This window comes from Bauldia sp. (assembly GCF_020442045.1).
GTDB lineage: Bacteria > Pseudomonadota > Alphaproteobacteria > Rhizobiales > Kaistiaceae > Bauldia.
This window is the reverse complement of sequence record NZ_JAGRLA010000032.1, coordinates 1-17,413: the sequence shown is the minus strand read 5'-3', so window position 1 is coordinate 17,413 and position 17,413 is coordinate 1. Positions and strand designations below refer to the sequence as shown.

At 68.3% G+C, this 17,413-nt stretch carries 19 protein-coding genes; 8 read left to right on the top strand and 11 right to left on the bottom strand.

What is annotated here, in order from left to right; genetic code table 11:
• The 3 genes from KDJ86_RS03780 to KDJ86_RS03770 all read left to right on the top strand — a co-directional run.
• A partial coding sequence (locus KDJ86_RS03780; RefSeq protein ID WP_367116746.1) for a putative PEP-binding protein occupies positions 1-960 on the top strand: 960 nt, incomplete at its 5' end.
• Between the two features lie 237 nt (positions 961-1,197).
• Positions 1,198-2,184, top strand: a complete 987-nt coding sequence (locus KDJ86_RS03775) for a cell wall hydrolase (protein WP_291743127.1) — start codon at positions 1,198-1,200, stop codon at positions 2,182-2,184.
• A 110-nt stretch (positions 2,185-2,294) separates the two neighbouring features.
• Entirely contained in the window at positions 2,295-3,515 is a 1,221-nt protein-coding gene (locus tag KDJ86_RS03770; protein ID WP_291743126.1) for an extracellular solute-binding protein, read from the top strand.
• 31 nt (positions 3,516-3,546) lie between these two features.
• Here KDJ86_RS03770 and nadC read toward each other — a convergent pair whose 3' ends face one another.
• From nadC to nadA, 3 genes are all read right to left on the bottom strand, one after another.
• Positions 3,547-4,404: a carboxylating nicotinate-nucleotide diphosphorylase gene (gene nadC / locus KDJ86_RS03765; protein WP_291743124.1), complete on the bottom strand. Its 858-nt coding sequence runs from the start codon at positions 4,402-4,404 to the stop codon at positions 3,547-3,549.
• Between the two features lie 34 nt (positions 4,405-4,438).
• Complete coding sequence (locus tag KDJ86_RS03760) at positions 4,439-6,031, bottom strand: L-aspartate oxidase (protein ID WP_291743121.1); 1,593 nt, start codon at positions 6,029-6,031, stop codon at positions 4,439-4,441.
• A gap of 124 nt (positions 6,032-6,155) precedes the next feature.
• The gene (gene nadA / locus KDJ86_RS03755) at positions 6,156-7,232 is read right to left on the bottom strand and encodes a quinolinate synthase NadA (protein WP_291743118.1); all 1,077 of its coding nucleotides are present in this window, start codon (positions 7,230-7,232) and stop codon (positions 6,156-6,158) included.
• 245 nt (positions 7,233-7,477) lie between these two features.
• Here nadA and KDJ86_RS03750 point away from each other — a divergent pair, with 245 nt between their 5' ends.
• A complete protein-coding gene (locus tag KDJ86_RS03750) occupies positions 7,478-7,960 on the top strand; it encodes a YtoQ family protein (RefSeq protein ID WP_291743115.1) in 483 nt (160 codons plus the stop codon).
• A 69-nt stretch (positions 7,961-8,029) separates the two neighbouring features.
• On the opposite strand, the gene KDJ86_RS03745 is transcribed toward KDJ86_RS03750, so the two are convergent.
• Positions 8,030-8,617 carry a cytochrome b/b6 domain-containing protein gene (locus KDJ86_RS03745; RefSeq protein WP_291743112.1) on the bottom strand — a complete coding sequence of 196 codons (588 nt, stop codon included), beginning with the start codon at positions 8,615-8,617 and terminating at the stop codon, positions 8,030-8,032.
• Position 8,618: 1 nt separating this feature from the next.
• On the bottom strand, positions 8,619-8,909 hold the full coding sequence (locus KDJ86_RS03740; protein ID WP_291743110.1) for a hypothetical protein: 291 nt from the start codon (positions 8,907-8,909) through the stop codon (positions 8,619-8,621).
• Positions 8,910-9,050: 141 nt separating this feature from the next.
• Here KDJ86_RS03740 and KDJ86_RS03735 point away from each other — a divergent pair, with 141 nt between their 5' ends.
• The 4 genes from KDJ86_RS03735 to acuI all read left to right on the top strand — a co-directional run bounded on the left by KDJ86_RS03735 (position 9,051) and on the right by acuI (position 12,480).
• The gene (locus KDJ86_RS03735; RefSeq protein WP_291743107.1) at positions 9,051-9,383 is read left to right on the top strand and encodes a PepSY domain-containing protein; all 333 of its coding nucleotides are present in this window, start codon (positions 9,051-9,053) and stop codon (positions 9,381-9,383) included.
• Positions 9,383-10,048, top strand: a complete 666-nt coding sequence (locus KDJ86_RS03730; RefSeq protein ID WP_291743105.1) for a response regulator transcription factor — start codon at positions 9,383-9,385, stop codon at positions 10,046-10,048. Before KDJ86_RS03735 ends, KDJ86_RS03730 begins: the two co-directional genes overlap by 1 nt.
• Entirely contained in the window at positions 10,045-11,385 is a 1,341-nt protein-coding gene (locus KDJ86_RS03725; protein ID WP_291743102.1) for a sensor histidine kinase, read from the top strand. The genes KDJ86_RS03730 and KDJ86_RS03725 overlap by 4 nt, the downstream gene beginning before the upstream one ends.
• Before the next feature lie 102 nt (positions 11,386-11,487).
• Positions 11,488-12,480 (top strand): acrylyl-CoA reductase (NADPH), encoded by a 993-nt coding sequence (gene acuI / locus KDJ86_RS03720; RefSeq protein WP_291743100.1) that lies wholly within the window; start codon positions 11,488-11,490, stop codon positions 12,478-12,480.
• Positions 12,481-12,635: 155 nt separating this feature from the next.
• On the opposite strand, the gene KDJ86_RS03715 is transcribed toward acuI, so the two are convergent.
• The 6 genes from KDJ86_RS03715 to KDJ86_RS03690 form a co-directional block, all read right to left on the bottom strand.
• Positions 12,636-12,791, bottom strand: coding sequence for a DUF3096 domain-containing protein (locus KDJ86_RS03715; protein WP_291743097.1), 156 nt, complete (start codon positions 12,789-12,791; stop codon positions 12,636-12,638).
• Positions 12,792-12,902: 111 nt separating this feature from the next.
• The gene (locus tag KDJ86_RS03710) at positions 12,903-13,292 is read right to left on the bottom strand and encodes a DUF8058 family membrane protein (RefSeq protein WP_291743094.1); all 390 of its coding nucleotides are present in this window, start codon (positions 13,290-13,292) and stop codon (positions 12,903-12,905) included.
• A gap of 3 nt (positions 13,293-13,295) precedes the next feature.
• Positions 13,296-15,689 carry a glycine--tRNA ligase subunit beta gene (gene glyS / locus KDJ86_RS03705; RefSeq protein WP_291743092.1) on the bottom strand — a complete coding sequence of 798 codons (2,394 nt, stop codon included), beginning with the start codon at positions 15,687-15,689 and terminating at the stop codon, positions 13,296-13,298.
• Positions 15,690-16,009: 320 nt separating this feature from the next.
• Positions 16,010-16,330 (bottom strand): DMT family transporter, encoded by a 321-nt coding sequence (locus KDJ86_RS03700; RefSeq protein WP_291743090.1) that lies wholly within the window; start codon positions 16,328-16,330, stop codon positions 16,010-16,012.
• A gap of 182 nt (positions 16,331-16,512) precedes the next feature.
• On the bottom strand, positions 16,513-16,917 hold the full coding sequence (locus tag KDJ86_RS03695) for a VOC family protein (protein WP_291743087.1): 405 nt from the start codon (positions 16,915-16,917) through the stop codon (positions 16,513-16,515).
• Positions 16,914-17,413: glycine--tRNA ligase subunit alpha (locus KDJ86_RS03690; RefSeq protein WP_291743083.1), on the bottom strand; the 500-nt coding region annotated here is incomplete at its 5' end. The genes KDJ86_RS03690 and KDJ86_RS03695, both read right to left, overlap by 4 nt.

Sequence of the window (17,413 nt, the reverse complement as noted above, 5' to 3'; positions counted from 1 at the left end):
GGCATCGGGCTCTGCCGTACCGAGCACATGTTCTTCCAGGAGGAACGCATCGTCGCGGTGCGTGAGATGATCCTCGCTGGCGACGAGATCGGCCGGCGGACGGCGCTCGCCAAGCTGCTGCCGATGCAGCGCTCGGACTTCACCTCCCTGTTCGAGATCATGAAGGGGCTGCCGGTGACGATCCGGCTGCTCGATCCGCCGCTTCACGAGTTCCTGCCGCATACCGACGAGGAACTCGCGGAGGTCGCCCGGGCGATGGACGTCGAGCCCGAGAAGCTGCGCGAGCGCGCCCTCGCCCTGCATGAGTTCAACCCGATGCTCGGCCATCGCGGCTGCCGCCTCGCCATCTCCTATCCGGAGATCGCCGAAACCCAGGCGCGGGCGATCTTCGAGGCGGCGGCCGATGTCGAGGCCGGATCCGGCGAAACCGTCACGCCGGAGATCATGGTGCCGCTGGTCGCGATGGCGACCGAGCTGGAGCGGGTACGCGAAATGATCGAGAAGGCGGCCGACGATGTCGCCCGGGAGCGCGGCAAGCGCCCGGTCTACACGGTCGGTACGATGATCGAGCTGCCGCGGGCGGCGCTGCAGGCCGATGCCATCGCCCGGTCGGCGGAGTTCTTCTCCTTCGGTACGAACGACCTGACCCAGACCACCTTCGGCCTGTCGCGCGACGACACCTCGGCACTGCTCGGCACCTATACGACGACCGGCATCCTGCCCAATGATCCGTTCGTGACGCTCGATCGCGACGGCGTCGGCGAGCTGATCCAGATCGCCGCCGAGCGGGGTCGCGACACCCGGCCGGAGATCAAGCTCGGCATCTGCGGCGAGCATGGCGGCGACCCGGCGACGATCGCCTTCTGCGAGGAGGTCGGACTCGACTACGTGTCCTGCTCGCCCTTCCGGGTACCGATCGCCCGCCTCGCCGCGGCACAGGCGGCGCTGCGCTCACGCTGACACGAGACCGGCCGCGAAATATTCACGGCCGGACATCTTCGGCTTTTTACATGGAAATTGAATCGAATCGTCCGCGTTAACCGCTCTTCAAGGTTAACCCCTCATAACCGAAGCGATTGGGGTGTGTCGTCGCGATGCGCAAGCAGCCATCGCCGCAACGGCGACACGAGTTGCGTGGGTGGAGTTATCGCGGCAATGGTTCGATCGACGAGGCGGCCGAGACCGTCAAAGCCGACAATGTCCATCCGCCTTTTCCTGGCCGGACTGGCATTGACCTTCTCGACAACCGAAGTCGCCAACCTGCTTCCGGCGAACGCGTCTACCGGCATGAATCTCGCCGCCGCGACCGGCCCGGCGAGGCTGGGCGCCGCGGTAGGCACAATCTCCCGCCACGCCATCAACCGGACCGGGAAAGGCGACCTGCTGGTGCTGCGGCCCGAGGATATCAGCGCCGGCTACATCAAGACCGTCAGCCTCTTCGATCCGATCGAGACGGGGTCCGCCCTTCCGAAAATGGCCTTTGTCCGGCTGGAGAAACCGGTGGCCGTCGCCGCGGCGATGCCGGCCGACGCCTCCGGCGTGACGCCGAAGGCGCGGCCCAGGGGGCCGGCGGACGGCCCGGCCGGCAAGGTCGGTGAAAAGACCACCGGCGGCGTCATCGTCGCCTATGCCGAGGCCACCGGACCGGTCACCAGCGCACCGTTCGACGCGGTGATCGCCAAAGGCTCGCTCAATCAGAGCGTCATGATCCCGAACGCCCCGGCGACGCATGCCTGGGTCAACAAGCCGCTGCCGGCGAGCGCCGACTCGGCGAGCGAACTCAAATGTCTTGCCACGGCCATCTATTTCGAGGCCCGCGGCGAGCCCGAGGAGGGCCAGGTCGCGGTCGCCCAGGTGGTGCTTAACCGCCTGAAGAACCCGGCCTATCCCAACACCATCTGCGGCGTCGTCTTCCAGAACAAGAGCCGCCGGAACCGCTGCCAGTTCTCCTTCGCCTGCGACGGCCGGCCGGAGCGGATCACCGACATGGGCTCGTGGAAGAAGGCGCAGGACATCGCCAAGCGAATGGTCGAGGACCAGGCCGATACCTTCATCGCCGAGGTCGGCTCGGCCACCCATTACCATGCGACCTATGTGCGGCCCCGCTGGGCCCGTCACATGACCCGGACCGACAAGATCGGCCGCCATATCTTCTACAACACCCGCAACGGCGGCTGGAGCTGACGCTCCGGCCAGCGCGCCGGGACGATAGAGGCCCTTCCCGCCCCGCTTGCCACCGGACCGACCCCGTGGTCTGTTCTGCCATCCATCGCGTGGCGGAGTGACCGACGGTCATGGGCAATGGCGTCCTTCGCGTCTACCAGGAAGAGTGGTTCCCGTTCCAGAACCTGCCGGCCGCGCTCGCCCGCTTCCAGGCGGAGACCGGCATCCGCGCGGAGCTGAGCTGGGACAGCGTCGGCGTCGGCACGATCGAGCACATGTTCGAGCAGATGCTCGGCTCCTTCTCGTCGGACCAGCCGGCCTATGACCTGATCTGCTGCGACGAGATCATCCTCCAGGACATGGCGCGACAGGGACGCGTCGTCGATCTCGCGCCGCTGATGAAGCGCGACGGCGTGAGCCTCGGCGCTGTCACCGAGGCAACCCGCGGCGCCGTGATGCGCGACGGGGCGGTTCTCGGCCTGCCCTGCATCAACGTCTCGAGCATGCTGCTCTACCGGCGCGACCTCTTCGATCGCTACGGCCTCGACATACCGGATAGCTGGGAGGAGCTGAAAGGCGTCGCCACCACGCTTCAGGACGCCGTCCGCCGCGACGAGGGGCGCGAATTCTACGGCTTCGAGACGCGCGGAGCGCCGGGCGGCGGCCATGCGGTGTGGACCATCGGCTCCTTTCTCGGATCCCATGGCGCGCGATGGCTCGACGGCGACAAGGCGGTGGCCGGGATCACCGACGCACACCGGGCGGCGCTCGCGACCTATCTCGATATCCTGTGGTCGGCCTGCCCACCGGACCAGGGCGGGATCAGCTTCGTCGAGATGCGGCGTGACTTCGCCAGCGGCCGTGTCGGGATGATCATGGACGTCGGCATGGAATATGCCCATGTGCTGGCGAACGTGCCCGAACTTGCCGACAAGGCCGGCGTCGCCATCGTGCCGGCCGGCCCGGCGGGGCGCGCGCCGAACCTCTATACGCCGCCATGGGCGATACCGATCGGCTCGGACATGGCGGAGGAAGCCTGGGCGCTGGCGCGATTCCTGACGTCGGATGCCCAGTTGATCGAGGACGGCGAGCGCAGCGCCGCCGTCGAGGCCGCCTCGCTTCCCGTCCTCTATTCGGCGGCTTTCGATCGCGCCTTCCGCGACGACCTCCTGCAGACCGTCCGCGCGTCACGCGCGGTCGCAAGGCTCGAGCGCCCCTTCTCGGGCGCGGGGATGGCGGCCAACGAGATCGTCGGCAATACGGTCCACGCCGCGCTGCAGCGGCACATCGAACCCGAGGCCGCGCTCCAGAAAATCGAGGCGGATTTGCGGATTCTCGTCGCTTCGACGTGAGCCGCCCCGGCAGGATGACTGGTGCGGCTGCTCAGCCGATCGCGATATCGAGCCCGAGATCGAGCGACGGCGCGGAGTGGGTGATCCACCCCGAGGAGATCCGGTCGACGCCCGCCTCGGCAATAGCCGCGACGGTCTTCGCCGTGACATTGCCCGATGCCTCGGCGATCGCCCGGCCGCCGATGATCCTCACCGCCTGCCGGAGCTCGTCCGGTGTCATATTGTCGAGGAGGACGGCATCCGGACCGGCGGCCATCGCCTCGCGGAGCTGATCGAGCGTGTCGACCTCGACCTCGACCTTGACCAGATGCCCGGCGAAGGCGCGCGCCGCCTCGATGGCGGCGGCGACGCCCCCGGCAACGGCGATGTGATTGTCCTTGATCAGGATCGCGTCATCGAGGCCGTAGCGGTGGTTGGCGCCGCCGCCGCAGCGCACCGCATATTTCTCGAAGGCGCGGAGGCCCGGCAGCGTCTTGCGCGTGTCGCATACCTTCGCCCCGGTATGCGCGACCTTGTCGACCAGCTCCCGCGTCGCCGTGGCGACGCCCGACAGGTGGCACAGGAAATTGAGCGCCACGCGCTCGCCGCCGAGAATGGCACGCGCCGGCCCCTCGATCTCGGCGACGACGTCGCGCCGTTTCAGCCGGTCCCCGTCACGGCGGAGCGCGACGAAACCCACCGCGGGATCGACCTCGCGGAAAGCGCATTCGGCCAGTGCCAGGCCGGCAAGCACGCCGGGCCTGCGCGACGCGATCACCGCCCGCGCCGGAACGTCGGCCGGAATCGTGGCGTCGGAGGTGATGTCGCCCGCCCGGCCGAGATCCTCTTTCAGCGCGGCGCGAACGGCGTCGGCGACGAGAAGCCGCGGCAGGTCGGGCAGGTCGGTCATCGCGGGGCTCCGGTTGCGATCGGTTGCGGCCGCGTCAGTCGCAGACCGCGGTCTCGGCCGGGAGCGCCTCGGCGGCGATCCCCTCGGCCTCATCGAGGGTGATGAAGGTCCGGTGGCGCCAGACATCGGCGCTCTCCGGATAGTCCGAGCGCTCGTGGCCGCCGCGGCTCTCGGTCCGGGCAAGGGCGGCCGCCGCGATCAGCTTCGCCGTCGTCAGCATGTTGCCGAAGCGGATCGACCGGTTTCCATTCTCAAGCTCGGCAATCGTCGCCAGCGCCCGGACCAGGCCGGCCCGGTCGCGGACGACGCCGACGTCGCGGGTCATCGTCTGGCGAAGGCGGGCGACCGCCGCGCCATCCGGCCCCTGATCGTCGGCCGCACCTTCGGCCGGGACCGGATGCATCTCCTCGCTGTCCGGGTAGCGCGCGCGGATATCGTCGGCGGCACGGGCGGAGAAGACCACCGCCTCGAGCAGCGAATTGGAGGCGAGACGGTTGGCGCCGTGGGCTCCGGTCGAGGTGGTCTCGCCGCAGGCCCACAGCCCGTCGAGCGTCGAGCGGCCCCGGGCGTCGGTCAGCACCCCGCCCATGTGGAAATGCTCGGCCGGGGCGACCGGGATCGGCTCGCGGACGGGGTCGATGCCGGCGTCCCGGCAATAGCCATAGACGGTCGGGAATTTTTCGGGAAATTCCGCGCCGATCGCCTCGGTGCAATCGAGGAAGGCGCCGCGACCGGCGGCGATCTCGTTGTGGATGGCGCGCGCGACGACATCGCGCGGCGCGAGTTCGGCGAGCGGGTCGATCGCCGGCATGAAGCGCGTCCCGTCGGAATTGACCAGGGTCGCGCCTTCGCCGCGCAGCGCCTCGGTGGCGAGCGGCGCCGGATCGCGGCCGACGGCGATCGCGGTCGGGTGGAACTGGACGAATTCGGGATCGCCGATCACGGCGCCTGCCCGCGCCGCCATGCCGACGCCGGCGCCCTCCGATTCCGGCGGGTTGGTGGTCACGGCATAGAGATGGCCGATGCCGCCGGTGGCGAGGACGATCGCCCGGGCCGGGAAATGGACGGGCTGGCCACCGCCGCGCGGGCGCGCGACGATGCCGGAGACCTGCCCGTCCCCGGTGGTGATGCTTTCGCCGACATAGCCCTCGATCAGCCGGATCGAGGGCGTCTTGCGCACCGCGTCGACCAGCGCCGTCATGATCGCCGCGCCGGCCATGTCGCCCTTGACGTGGACGACGCGGCGCTCGCTATGCGCCGCCTCGCGCGACATCAGCAGCTCGCCGGCGAGATCGCGATCGAAGGGGACCCCGTATTCGAGCAGGTCATGGACCCGTTCGGCGGCATCCGAGACCATCAGCCGGGCGATCGCCTCGTCCACGGTGCCGGCACCGGCGGCGATGGTGTCGGCAAGGTGGCTTTCGATCGAATCGCCCGGCGAGATGGCGGCGGCGATACCGCCCTGCGCCCAGGCCGAGGATGCCCCCTGGCCGATCGGCGCGGTAGCCAGGATGCTGACCCGGCGCGGCGCCAGCCGCAGGGCGCAGAACAGCCCCGCCAGTCCGCCACCGACGACGATGACATCGTCGGACGTCCAGGCGCCCTGCTCGCGAGAATGGATATTCATGGTCGCCCTCCCCGGGCCTCAGGCCAGTTTCTTGTCCGGTGACGTCTCGGATCGCTTCGACTGGCCACACCGGTTCCAGTCGCCGCAGGCAGGCCCGGCTCGGCAACGGGTCGGGCGAAGAGCCTCAGCTCTTGAGGTTGACCATCCTCTCGACGGCGAGCCGGGCGCGGTCGGCGACCAGCGGGTCGACGGTGACCTCTTCCTTGAGCTCGACCAGGCTGTCGAGGATCTTGGGCAGGGTGATCCGCTTCATGTGCGGGCAGAGGTTGCACGGCCGGATGAAGTCGACGCCGGGCAGGTCGGCCGCGATATTCGACGCCATCGAGCATTCGGTGACGAGCAGCGCCTTGGCCGGCTTGTTGTCCCGGACATAGCCGATCATGCCGGAGGTGGAGCCGGTGAAGTCCGCGACCGTGATGACCTCGGGCGGACACTCCGGATGGGCGATGATCTCGAGGCCGGGATTAGCCTCCTTATAGGCCAGCAACTCGTCGGCGGTGAAGCGCTCATGGACCTCGCAATGGCCCTTCCAGGTGAGAATCCTCACGTCGGTCTTGGTCGCCACATACTTGGCGAGATACTCGTCGGGGATGCAGAGCACGGTGTCCTTGCCGAAGCTCTCGACGACCTGGATGGCGTTGGAGGAGGTGCAGCAGATGTCGCTCTCCGCCTTCACCTCGGCCGAGGTGTTGACGTAGGTCACCACCGGCACGCCGGGATGGCGCTCGCGCAGCAGCCGGACGTCGGCGCCGGTGATGGACGCGGCCAGCGAACAGCCCGCCTGCATGTCGGGGATCAGCACCAGCTTGTCGGGATTGAGCAGCTTCGAGGTCTCGGCCATGAAGTGGACGCCGCACTGGACGATGATGTCGGCGTCCGCCCTGGCCGCCTGCTGGGCGAGCTGCAGCGAGTCGCCGACGATATCGGCCACGCAGTGGAAAATCTCAGGCGTCTGGTAATTATGCGCCAGGATGACCGCGTTGCGCTGTTTCTTCAGGTCGTTGATCGCCTTGACATACGGCGCCATGACCGGCCATTCGATCGCCGGGATGACGTCCTTCACCTTCTGGTAGAGTGGCTCCGTCTCGCGCGCGACCGCGTCGGTATATTCGAGCTCGGGCATTTCGAGCGGCTCGAACCTATCCGCGAGGCGCACGGCGTTCCGCCGCTCCCTGCTGGTGGTGGTCTGGACTTCGGTCATCGCCGTTTCTCCTTTCCCACTTTATGCTCATATTGAGCATTAAGTGGGCCTTAAATTACCGGCCGAAGCCGGTCATACATAGTGTCACGACGACGATATAAGCACGACCGGAGCAAAAGTCCAATCGGAAGTCGTGTCGCACCCCCCAATGCAAATGCGACCTGGGTCGCGTATTGAAACCGGGTCATCCCCGGCGCGTTCGCACAGGTGGCGACAGGCGCCCCATCGACCAAGGAGCCCCATCCATGACCTGGACCGTCTATCTCTCCGGCGAGATCCATACCGACTGGCGCGAGACCATCGCGGCGGGCGCCGAAGCCGCTGGCCTCGACGTCCGCTTCGCCGCGCCGGTCACCAGCCACGAGGCATCGGACGACTGCGGCGTCGCGATCCTCGGCGCCGAGCCGGACAAGTTCTGGCACGACAACAAGGGCGCGAAGCTGAACGCCATCCGCACCCGGACGATGATCGAGGGGGCCGACATCGTCGTGGTCCGCTTCGGCGACAAGTACAAGCAGTGGAACGCGGCCTTCGACGCCGGCTATGCGGCGGCCCTTGGCAAACCGATCGTCGTGCTGCATCCGCCGGAGCACCAGCATGCGCTGAAGGAGGTCGACGCCGCGGCGCTGGCCGTCGCGGAGACGCCGGAACAGGTGGTGGCGATCCTGCGCTATGTCATCGGCGGCAAGCTCGCCGGATATACGGATGCCGCGGAAGCCGCGGAGTAGGATGGCGCGATGCCGGCCGCCGGAAGCAAAGGGGCGCAGTGCCTCCGGCGACCTTCGATCAACGGACGCTCAGCGGCGCTTGCGCCCGGTGACCATTGCCTTGACCAGGTTTTCCCGGTGCTCGACGCTCGCGAACAAGACCCCCGCGAGATGGAGCCCGATCAGAATGACGGCCAGGTTGACCGCGAGCTCGTGCGCGCCCCGTACCCAGCGGACCCCGTGGAAGGCATCGGTGGTCATCATCAGGCCGGTCGCGCAGATGGTGGCCATCATCGCCAGCAGGACGATCACCATCGCGCCGCCCGCCGGGTTGTGGCCGACATAGCGACGTGCCCGGAAACGCATGGCATCGCGGAGATAGGCGATGACGGTCGACGGGCGGTGGACGAAATCGGCGAAGCGGGCATGGGCGCTGCCGACAATCCCCCAGACCAGTCGGACCACGAGCAGGGCGATGATGACATAGCCGATGGCCTCGTGGAGACCTTGTGCCTCCTCGGCCGTGGCCCAGGCGAGCCCGAAGGCGGCCACCAGCGACCAGTGGAAGACACGGACAAGCAGGTCCCAGACCAGCACGGTCCGTGCTTCCGGTGCATGGGCGACCGGAGCCGGCGGCGCGTCACCGCCGGCCACGGTTTCGTCGACGGAAGCTGCCATGTCAGTCGTCCGAGTCGCCTTCGAAATGCTCGTCGTCCTCACCATCGTCCCGCAACTTGATGCGGGGCCCGCCGGCGTCGGCCGCGAAGAGCTCGTCGACATTGTCGCCGGCCCTGGCCGGCACGGCGTCGGCGCTCTTGTCGAGGAGCGGCTGCTCGTCCTGCGCCTTGGTCATCGCCTCGCCTTCGCCGGCGGGCTTCGAGATGGCGTTGCCGTCCTCGATGGCAAGGGCGGCGCCGGCGGCCACGGTGAAGGCGAGGGCGACAAGGGGCACTACCTGGAATTTGGGCATCGGTATCATCTCCATCCTGTTACCATTGTCCGGTCCGGCGGATGCCGTTCGGTGATGGCGATGATGGCGCGCCGGCACTGACGCCGGTCTGATCGTCCCTGTCAGCGACGCGTCAGCCGAAGTGAGCTAATCTTGAGGGTTATGAGCTCTAGACACCGCCGGACGCGCCTCGCCCTGGCGTTTCCCCTTCTGGCCGCCTTCGCGGCGCCCGCCGCCGCCGGGGACGGCGGCGAGGTGATCGACGACGATCACGACCAGGCCCGCCATGCCGTCGAACAGGGCAGCGTCCTGCCGCTCGCCGATATCCTGGCGCGAACCCGCGACGCGGTCGGCGGCGAGGTCGTCGGTATCGAATTCGAACACGAGGGCGGAGAGTACGTCTATGAATTCAAGGTGATCATGCCGTCGGGCGAGCTCCGTGAGGTCTATGTCGACGCGAAAACCGGCTCGATCATCGGGAGCGGCGGAGACTGATGCGCGTGCTGGTCGTCGAGGACGAGAAACGGATCGCCGCCGACGTCGGGGCGACGCTGAGGAATGCCGGCTATGTCGTCGAGACGACAGAAGACGGCGAGGAAGCATGGTTCCTCGGCGACACCGAAGACTACGACCTGATCGTCCTCGACCTCGGCCTGCCGAAGATGGACGGGCTCGCGGTGCTGAAGCGCTGGCGCGCCGCCGGCCGCACCATCCCGGTGCTTGTCCTCACCGCGCGCGGTGCCTGGTCGGAGCGCGTCGAGGGGATCGATGCCGGCGCCGACGACTACCTCCCCAAGCCGTTTCACATGGAGGAGCTCGTCGCCCGCGCCCGCGCCCTGATCCGCCGCTCCGCCGGCCACGGCGGCCCGGTCATATCGGCGGGCCGGCTGACCCTCGATACGCGACAGATGCGGGTTACCGCCGGCGGCGTGCCGGTCAACCTGACACCCCTCGAATACCGCCTGGTCGCCTATCTCATCCATCATCACGACCGGACCGTGCCGGCCCCCGAACTGCTCGAGCATCTCTACGGCACCGACGACGGGCGCGAGGCGAATGCGCTCGAGGCCCTGGTCGCGCGCCTGCGCAAGAAGCTCGGACCGCGATCGATCGAGACGCGCCGGGGCTTCGGCTACACGATCGACGCGGACGCCGCATGAACCGCGGATCGCTGAGGCTCCGGCTGCTGCTCGCCGGGACGGTCTCGATCCTCGTGGCACTGGCTCTCTCGGCGATCGGGCTGCCCGTCCTTTTCGAGCGGCATGTCGAGCGGCGCGTGGTCGCGGAGCTTGGCCTTTATCTCGACCGCATCGTCGCCGGCCTCGACATCGGCCCGAATGGCCGGCTCGCGGAAGCCGACCGGCGCTCCGATCCGCGGTTCGAACGGCCTCTATCCGGTCTCTACTGGCAGATGCAGGTGGGCGATACGCTGCTGCGCTCGCGCTCGCTGTGGGACGAGACGCTGGTCCTTCCCGAAGACGAGCTGGCTGGCGGCGAACGGCACCAGCACGACATCCCCGGACCGGCAGGGACCGAGCTGCTTGCGCTGGAGCGCAACGTCACGCTGCCCGAGCGGCTCGGCGGGGGGACGCTGCGCGCCGCGGTCGCCATCGATTCGGCGGAGCTGCGGTCCGCGACCCGGGCCTTCGCGGTCGATCTCTTCCCCTATCTCGCCGTGATCGCCCTCTTCCTGATCCTCGCCACCTACGCCCAGGTGACGGTCGGCCTCCGCCCCCTCGCAACGGTCCAGCGGCGGCTGGCGGCGATCCGCGGCGGCGAGGCGCGGCGCCTCGGCAAGGCCTTCCCGAACGAGATCCAGCCGCTCGCCGCCGAAGTCGATGCGCTGCTCGACGCCCGCGAGGCGCAGGTCGACCGCGCCCGCGCCCGCGCCAGCGACCTTGCCCATGGGCTCAAGACGCCGCTCCAGGTCCTGTCCGGCGACGTCGACCGGTTGCGGGAAAAGGGAGAGGCGGCGATCGCCGGCGAGATCGAGGAGGTCGCGGCGACGATGCGCCGCCATGTCGACCGGGAACTGGCACGGGCTCGGACCGCTGCCGGAACGCCCGACGCCCGTGCCGATGTCGCGGAGGTGACGCGGCGCGTGCTCGCGGTCATCACCCGGACGCCGAACGGCGCCAGGCTGGACTGGACGCCCGACATCCCTCCCGGAACGACCGCGCGGATCGACGCCGACGACCTTGCCGAAGCGCTTGGCAACCTCGTCGAGAATGCCGCCCGTCATGCCCGGACCGCCGTCGCCATCGGCGCGGAACACAAGGGCGATCTCACCGTCATCACCATCGCCGACGACGGGCCCGGCATTCCCGAGGAACGACTCGGCGAGGCGCTCGCCCGCGGCACGCGCCTCGACCGGATGGGCGACGGCGCGGGGCTCGGCCTCGCCATCGTCCGCGACATCGCCGAGGCGTGGTCGGGCCGGTTTACGCTTCGCAACGGCGAAAACGGCCTCGAGGCGGAACTCGCCCTCCCCGGCTGATCGGCTGATCCCCTGATCGACTGGAAGGCTGCATCGGCGGCGGCGATGTGCTTTGTTCCGGGGAGACAGGCACACCGCCCAAGCCCAACCGCCGGAGATACCGTGGAAACGTTCAAGGCCCTGCTCATCACCCGCGACGAGACGACCAAGAAGCAGTCGGTCGCCGAAACGACGCTGACCCCCGCCGACCTGATGGAGGGCGACGTCGACGTGCGCGTCGACTATTCGACCGTCAACTACAAGGACGGACTGGCCATTACCGGCAAGCTGCCTGTCGTCCGCCGTTTCCCGATGATCCCCGGCATCGACTTCGCGGGCGTGGTCGAGGCCTCGACCCATCCCGATTTCGCGCCCGGAGACAGGGTGCTGCTCAATGGCTGGGGGCTCGGCGAGACCCACCTCGGCGCCTACAGCCAGATGGCACGGGTCAGCGGCGACTGGCTGATCCCGCAGCCGGAGGGCTTCACCGCCGCCGAGACGATGGCGATCGGCACCGCCGGCTATACGGCGATGCTGGCGGTGATGGCGCTGGAGCGTCAGGGCGTCGCCTTCGATTCCGGCCCGGTGGTCGTCACCGGGGCGGCCGGCGGCGTCGGGTCGATGGCGATCTCGCTGCTGTCGCGGCTCGGCTACCAGGTGATCGCCGTCACCGGCCGCGAGCACGAGCACGAATACCTCGCCAGCATCGGTGCCGGCGAGATCATCGACCGTGCCGAGCTTTCGGAACCCGCCAAGCTGCTCGGCAAGGAGCGCTGGGCCGGCGGCATCGACGCGGTCGGCGGCAACACGCTCGCCAATGTGCTGTCGATGACCCGGCGCGGCGGCGCGGTCGCCGCCTGCGGCAATGCCGGCGGCATGGACCTGCCGACCTCGGTGGCGCCGTTCATCCTGCGCGGCGTCTCGCTGGTCGGCATCGACTCGGTCTACCAGCCGAAGCCGCGGCGGATCGAGGCCTGGTCGCGGCTCGAAACCGACCTCGACCGCGACAAGCTGGCGGCGATGACCACCACCATTCCCTTCAGCGGCCTCGAGAACGCCGCCCGCGACATCCTCGAAGGCAAGGTGCGCGGACGGCTGGTGGTCGAGATCGGCTAGAGCCTGGAATCACGGCCGGCCGGCACATGGCCGGGCACGATCCCCGTAATGTGACATCGGCCAGCCCTCCCCTTGCGGGAGGGTTGGGCGTGGTGTGCGCGGCTCCGGATGCGATCGCGGCCAGCCGGATCGCGAACCGGGTTGCCGGGGCCTGATCAGCCGCCGTGCAGCAGGTTCGGCCACAGGCCGGTCACGCCGACAAAGATCAGGTAGATCGCCACGATGAAGTTCAGGATACGCGGCATGATCAGGATCAGAATGCCGGCGATCAGCGCCACCAGCGGCTGAATCGTCACGATGTTGAAGTCCAAGGCTGCCTCCTGGCTTGGATTCGCCGACAGGCGAATCAGGGAGGCGATAATGCCGCAACGCCGACGACATATCTGCGAAGTCGCCCGCGGAGCGCGGTGCCCGCGCGGCGGCTACTCCTCGGCGCGGATGGCGAAGAAGACACCGAGGACCGCGAGCATGACCATGGCGACGACCATCCAGAATTCGCCGCGCCCGCCATACCAGGCAATGGCGTGGGTGACGGCAAGCAGCAGCATGCCGATCGCGACGAGATAGAGCCGGCGCGCCCAGACCGTGCCGGTCAGCAGCCCCCAGCCGGATGCGATCAGCACGATCCCGGTCGCCACCTCGCCGACGATATGGAACCACATCGCCAGCGGACGGGTGTCGAGATCCGGCACGTCGTCGGTGATCAGCAGCCAGGCCCAAAGCAGGATCATCGCGATGCCGACGATCAGGGCGAAGCGGCCGGCGCCACGGGCATAGGGTCCGACCGATTGGACGGTCCGGGTGTTGGTCATGGGTCAGCCTTCGATCTTGGAGAAATCGGCGACGGCGCGGGTCGCCTCGCGGATCAGGTTGAGGAGGCGGAGGCGGTTGGCGCGGACGCCGGCATCCGGGTCGTTGACCAGTACCTTGTCGAAGAAGAGGTCGACCGGCGCGCGAAGACGCGCCAGCGCCCGCATCGCATCGTCGAAATCCTCGAGCCCGATCGCCGCCTCGACCTCGCCGCGCGCGGCGCCGATCGCCTCGTAGAGCGCCTTCTCCTCCGGCTCGACAAGGCGCGACGCATCGACCTCGCCGTCGAAGGTCTCGCCGGACTTCTTCTCCTCCTCGCGGAGGATGTTGGCGGCGCGCTTCGAACCGGCAAGCAGGTTCCGGCCGTCCTCCGTGTCGAGGAAGCGTCCCAGCGCCTCGACCCGCCGGACAATGAGGAGGAGGTCGCGCTGGTGCGGAAGAGCAAAGACCGCCTCGACCAGGTCGTGCCGGGCGCCATCCTGGCGCAACTGGACCTGGAGGCGGTCGCGGAAGAAATCCTGAAGGCCGGAGACCCCGAAGGCGCCGGTCACATGCGCGACATGGCTGCTCTCGTCGTCGGGATGAATGGCCTCCTCGATCCACGCATCGATGGCGGAGATCACATTCGGATTGCCCTGTTCGTAATAGGCGACGATCGCGTTCGACAGCGGCTTCCAGAGGTCGAGTCTCAGCTCCCTCTCCAGCACGATCCGGATCACGCCAAGCGCCGCCCGACGCAGCGCATAGGGGTCCTTGCTCCCGGTCGGCTTCTCGTCGATCGCCCAGAATCCGACCAGCATATCGAGCTTGTCGGCCAGCGCCACGGCGACCGCCACCGGGTCCGTCGGCACGCTGTCCGAGGGACCGACCGGCTTGTAATGCTCCTCGATCGCGACCGCGACCGACGGGTCTTCCCCTTGCGCTTCCGCATAATAGCGGCCCATCAGCCCCTGGAGCTCGGGAAACTCGCCGACCATCTCGGTGACGAGGTCGGCCTTGGCGAGCATCGCGGCCCGCTCCGCCTTGTCCGGGTCGGCGCCGACCAGCGGCGCGATCTCGCGGGCAAGCCGGGCGATCCGCGCGACGCGCGCCCCTTGCGTCCCGAGCTTCTCGTGGAAGACGATGTCCTGCGCCTTGAGCTTGGCGAGGCGCTGGTCGAGCGGCCTGTCGCTTGCCTGCTGGTAGCCGGGCAGCGGCGCGCGGTCGGTCTGCCAGAAGTGGCCGGCGTCGGACAGGCGGGCGCGGATCACCCGCTCGTTGCCGGCGACGATCGCCTTGCCGCCGTCCGGCGCCTCGATATTGGCGACCATGATGAAGCGGTTGGCGAGGTCGTTACGTTGTGCGTCCTTCGAGGCCGCCTTCGGCAGCACCTCAGGATGGCGCGGTGAATTCCCGGCCCCCGCGCCTTCGTCGCTAGCCCCCCCCTCGCCATCCTGAGGCGCTTCGCGGAGCGAAGCCTCGAAGGACGCACCGGAGGACGGGTTCCGGAGGACAAAACACTTCTGGTTGGCGCGGATCGTGGCGCGGATCACCTCAGGCGGAATCTCGAGGAAGTCCCCGTCGAAGGAACCGACCAGCACCACCGGCCATTCGACCAGCCCGGCGACCTCCTCGAGGAGCCCCTCGTCCTCGACAAGCTCCAGCCCGAGCGCCAGCGCCCGGTCGCGCGCGTCGGCGAGGATGATCTCCTTCCGCCGGTCCGCATCGAGCACGACCTTCGCTTTTTCCAGCTTCGGCGCATAGTCGTCGAAGCGCCTGACCGTGATCGCCTCCGGCGCCATGAAGCGGTGGCCGTGGGTGGTGTCGCCGGAGTGGATGCCGTCGATGTCGAAGGGCACGACCTCGGTCTCGGCGGTCTCCGGGCCGAAGACGCAGAGGATGGAATGGAGCGGGCGTACCCATTTGAGCGAGCCGGTATCGAAGGCCGAGCTGAATCCGTCGCCGAACGCACCGTGGCGCGCGGAGCGTGGCCCCCAGCGCATCGACTTCGGCCACGGGAAGCCGCGCACCACCTTCGGCACGATCTCGGCGATCACCGCCTCGGCCGCGCGGCCGGGCTTTTCGATCACCGCGACATAGACGTCGCCCTTCTTGTCGGGCCGGATCGTCGCCTCGTCGATCGACGAAAGACCCGCCGCGCGGAGGAACCCCTCGATCGCCTTTTCGGGCGCGCCGACACGCGGGCCCTTGCGCTCCTCGCGGGTGTCCGGCGAGCGCGCCGGCACGCCATGGACGGTCAGCGCCAGCCGGCGCGGCGTCGCGAAGGCCTTGGCGCCCTCGTAGACCAGCCCGGCCTCGACCAGCGCATCGGTGACCAGCTTGCGCAGGTCCTCCGCCGCCTTGCGCTGCATGCGGGCGGGTATTTCCTCGGAGAAGAGTTCGAGCAAAAGGTCAGGCATTGGCGTGGTCCCGCCCGCATGCCGCCTTCGTCGCATTGCACGTCCTCGCGCCGGCGGCGCTGCGGGCGGGCGGGCGGACGGGAATTTCCTTGGAGAACAGCTCGAGAAGAAGGTCAGGCATCTATCGGAGGAAACGTTGGAAAAGCGGTGGCGAGGCCATAGCAAGCCACCATCCGATTGTCACCTATCCGCGGAGCGGCGCCTGTCCTGGCCGGTTGCGGCTTGATCAACAAGCCACCCGCGGCCCCCGATGCGTAGAGGCGCGGGGTTTCTTTCGGAAACCGCGCCCTCGCCGTCGATCCGAGGAATGACAGCGGCGCTCAGGCGTTTGTCGAGAGCTTCATCAGCAGAAGGCCGCAGACGATCAGGAGGGCCGCGACCACGCGCATGGGACTCACCAGCTCGTCGAGAAAGACGATACCGACCACGAAGGCGCCGACGGCGCCGATGCCTGTCCAGATCGTATAGGCCGTGCCGAGGGGCAGCGTGCGCATGGCAGCCGACAGCAGCCCGAAACTGCCGATCATGGCGACGATGGTGATCGTTGTCGGCACACCCCGCGAGAAGCCCTGGGACAGCTTCATCGTGTAAGCCCAAACAACCTCGAGAAGTCCCGCGCAGACCAGAAAAACCCAGGCCATCCGGCCCTCCATGAATAAAGTCGGGCCGTCCCGGACTGTTGGTGGATTGGTGAGGTCGTCCTCCCGTCACACAGATAGCGCCGGGGATCAGGCCGTTCAAGCTTGAGACGCGTGGGCCGTGGCGCGCCGGGCGGTTCGCGAACTCCCCGCCTGGCCAATCCGTTTGCCCGGCGAACCGGGGATCAGCCTTCCGGCCTCCGGTCGAGAACCTCGCCGAAGGCGATGTCCTGGTCGTCGAGGTCCTGAATGCCGAATTCGAGCACGCCATAGGGCTGTTCGCCGAGATCGTAGTCGATCCGCGCCCCGCGCTGCTTGAGCTCCTCATACATGGCGCGGGCGTCATCGACCCAGAAATAGGCGTTCCACAGCTTGTCCCTCACCCGCCAGTGGGGAAGGATCGCATGGCCGTCCGGCGCCTCTGCAAGCATCAGGTGGCTCGTGTCGCGGGCGAGGATGGCAAAGTCGGTGGGCTCGCCGTAGAGGCCGATCGCGGTGAAGCCGACCTTGTCGACCCAATAGGCGACGCTCGCGCCGATGTCGCTGACGAAGAGGATCGGCGCCTGGCCGGTAATCTTCGCGGAGATCACGCCGGCACCGCATCGGGGATCCCGCCCCCGCCCTCGGTCGCCAGCCATGCCGCGCCGCAGGCCTTGGCGAGCTCGCGGACGCGCAGGATGTAGCTCTGGCGCTCGGTGACCGCGATGACGCCGCGTGCGTCGAGCAGGTTGAAGGCGTGGCTCGCCTTGATGCACTGATCGTAGGCGGGCAGCGCCAGCCGGTGGGCGGCCCCCTCGCCGCCCGGCGCCCCGGCATCGAGCAGCGCCCGGCATTCGCGCTCGGCATCCTCGAAATGGCGCTTCAGCATCTCGGTGTCGGCATATTCGAAATTATGCCGCGAATATTCCTGCTCGGCCTGCAAGAAGACATCGCCATAGGTCACCTTGTCGGCGCCCTCGCGGCCGTTGAAGTTGAGGTCGTAGACGTTGTCGACGCCCTGGATATACATCGCAAGCCGCTCGAGCCCGTAGGTCAGCTCGCCCGCCACCGGCTCGCAGGTGAAGCCCGCGACCTGCTGGAAATAGG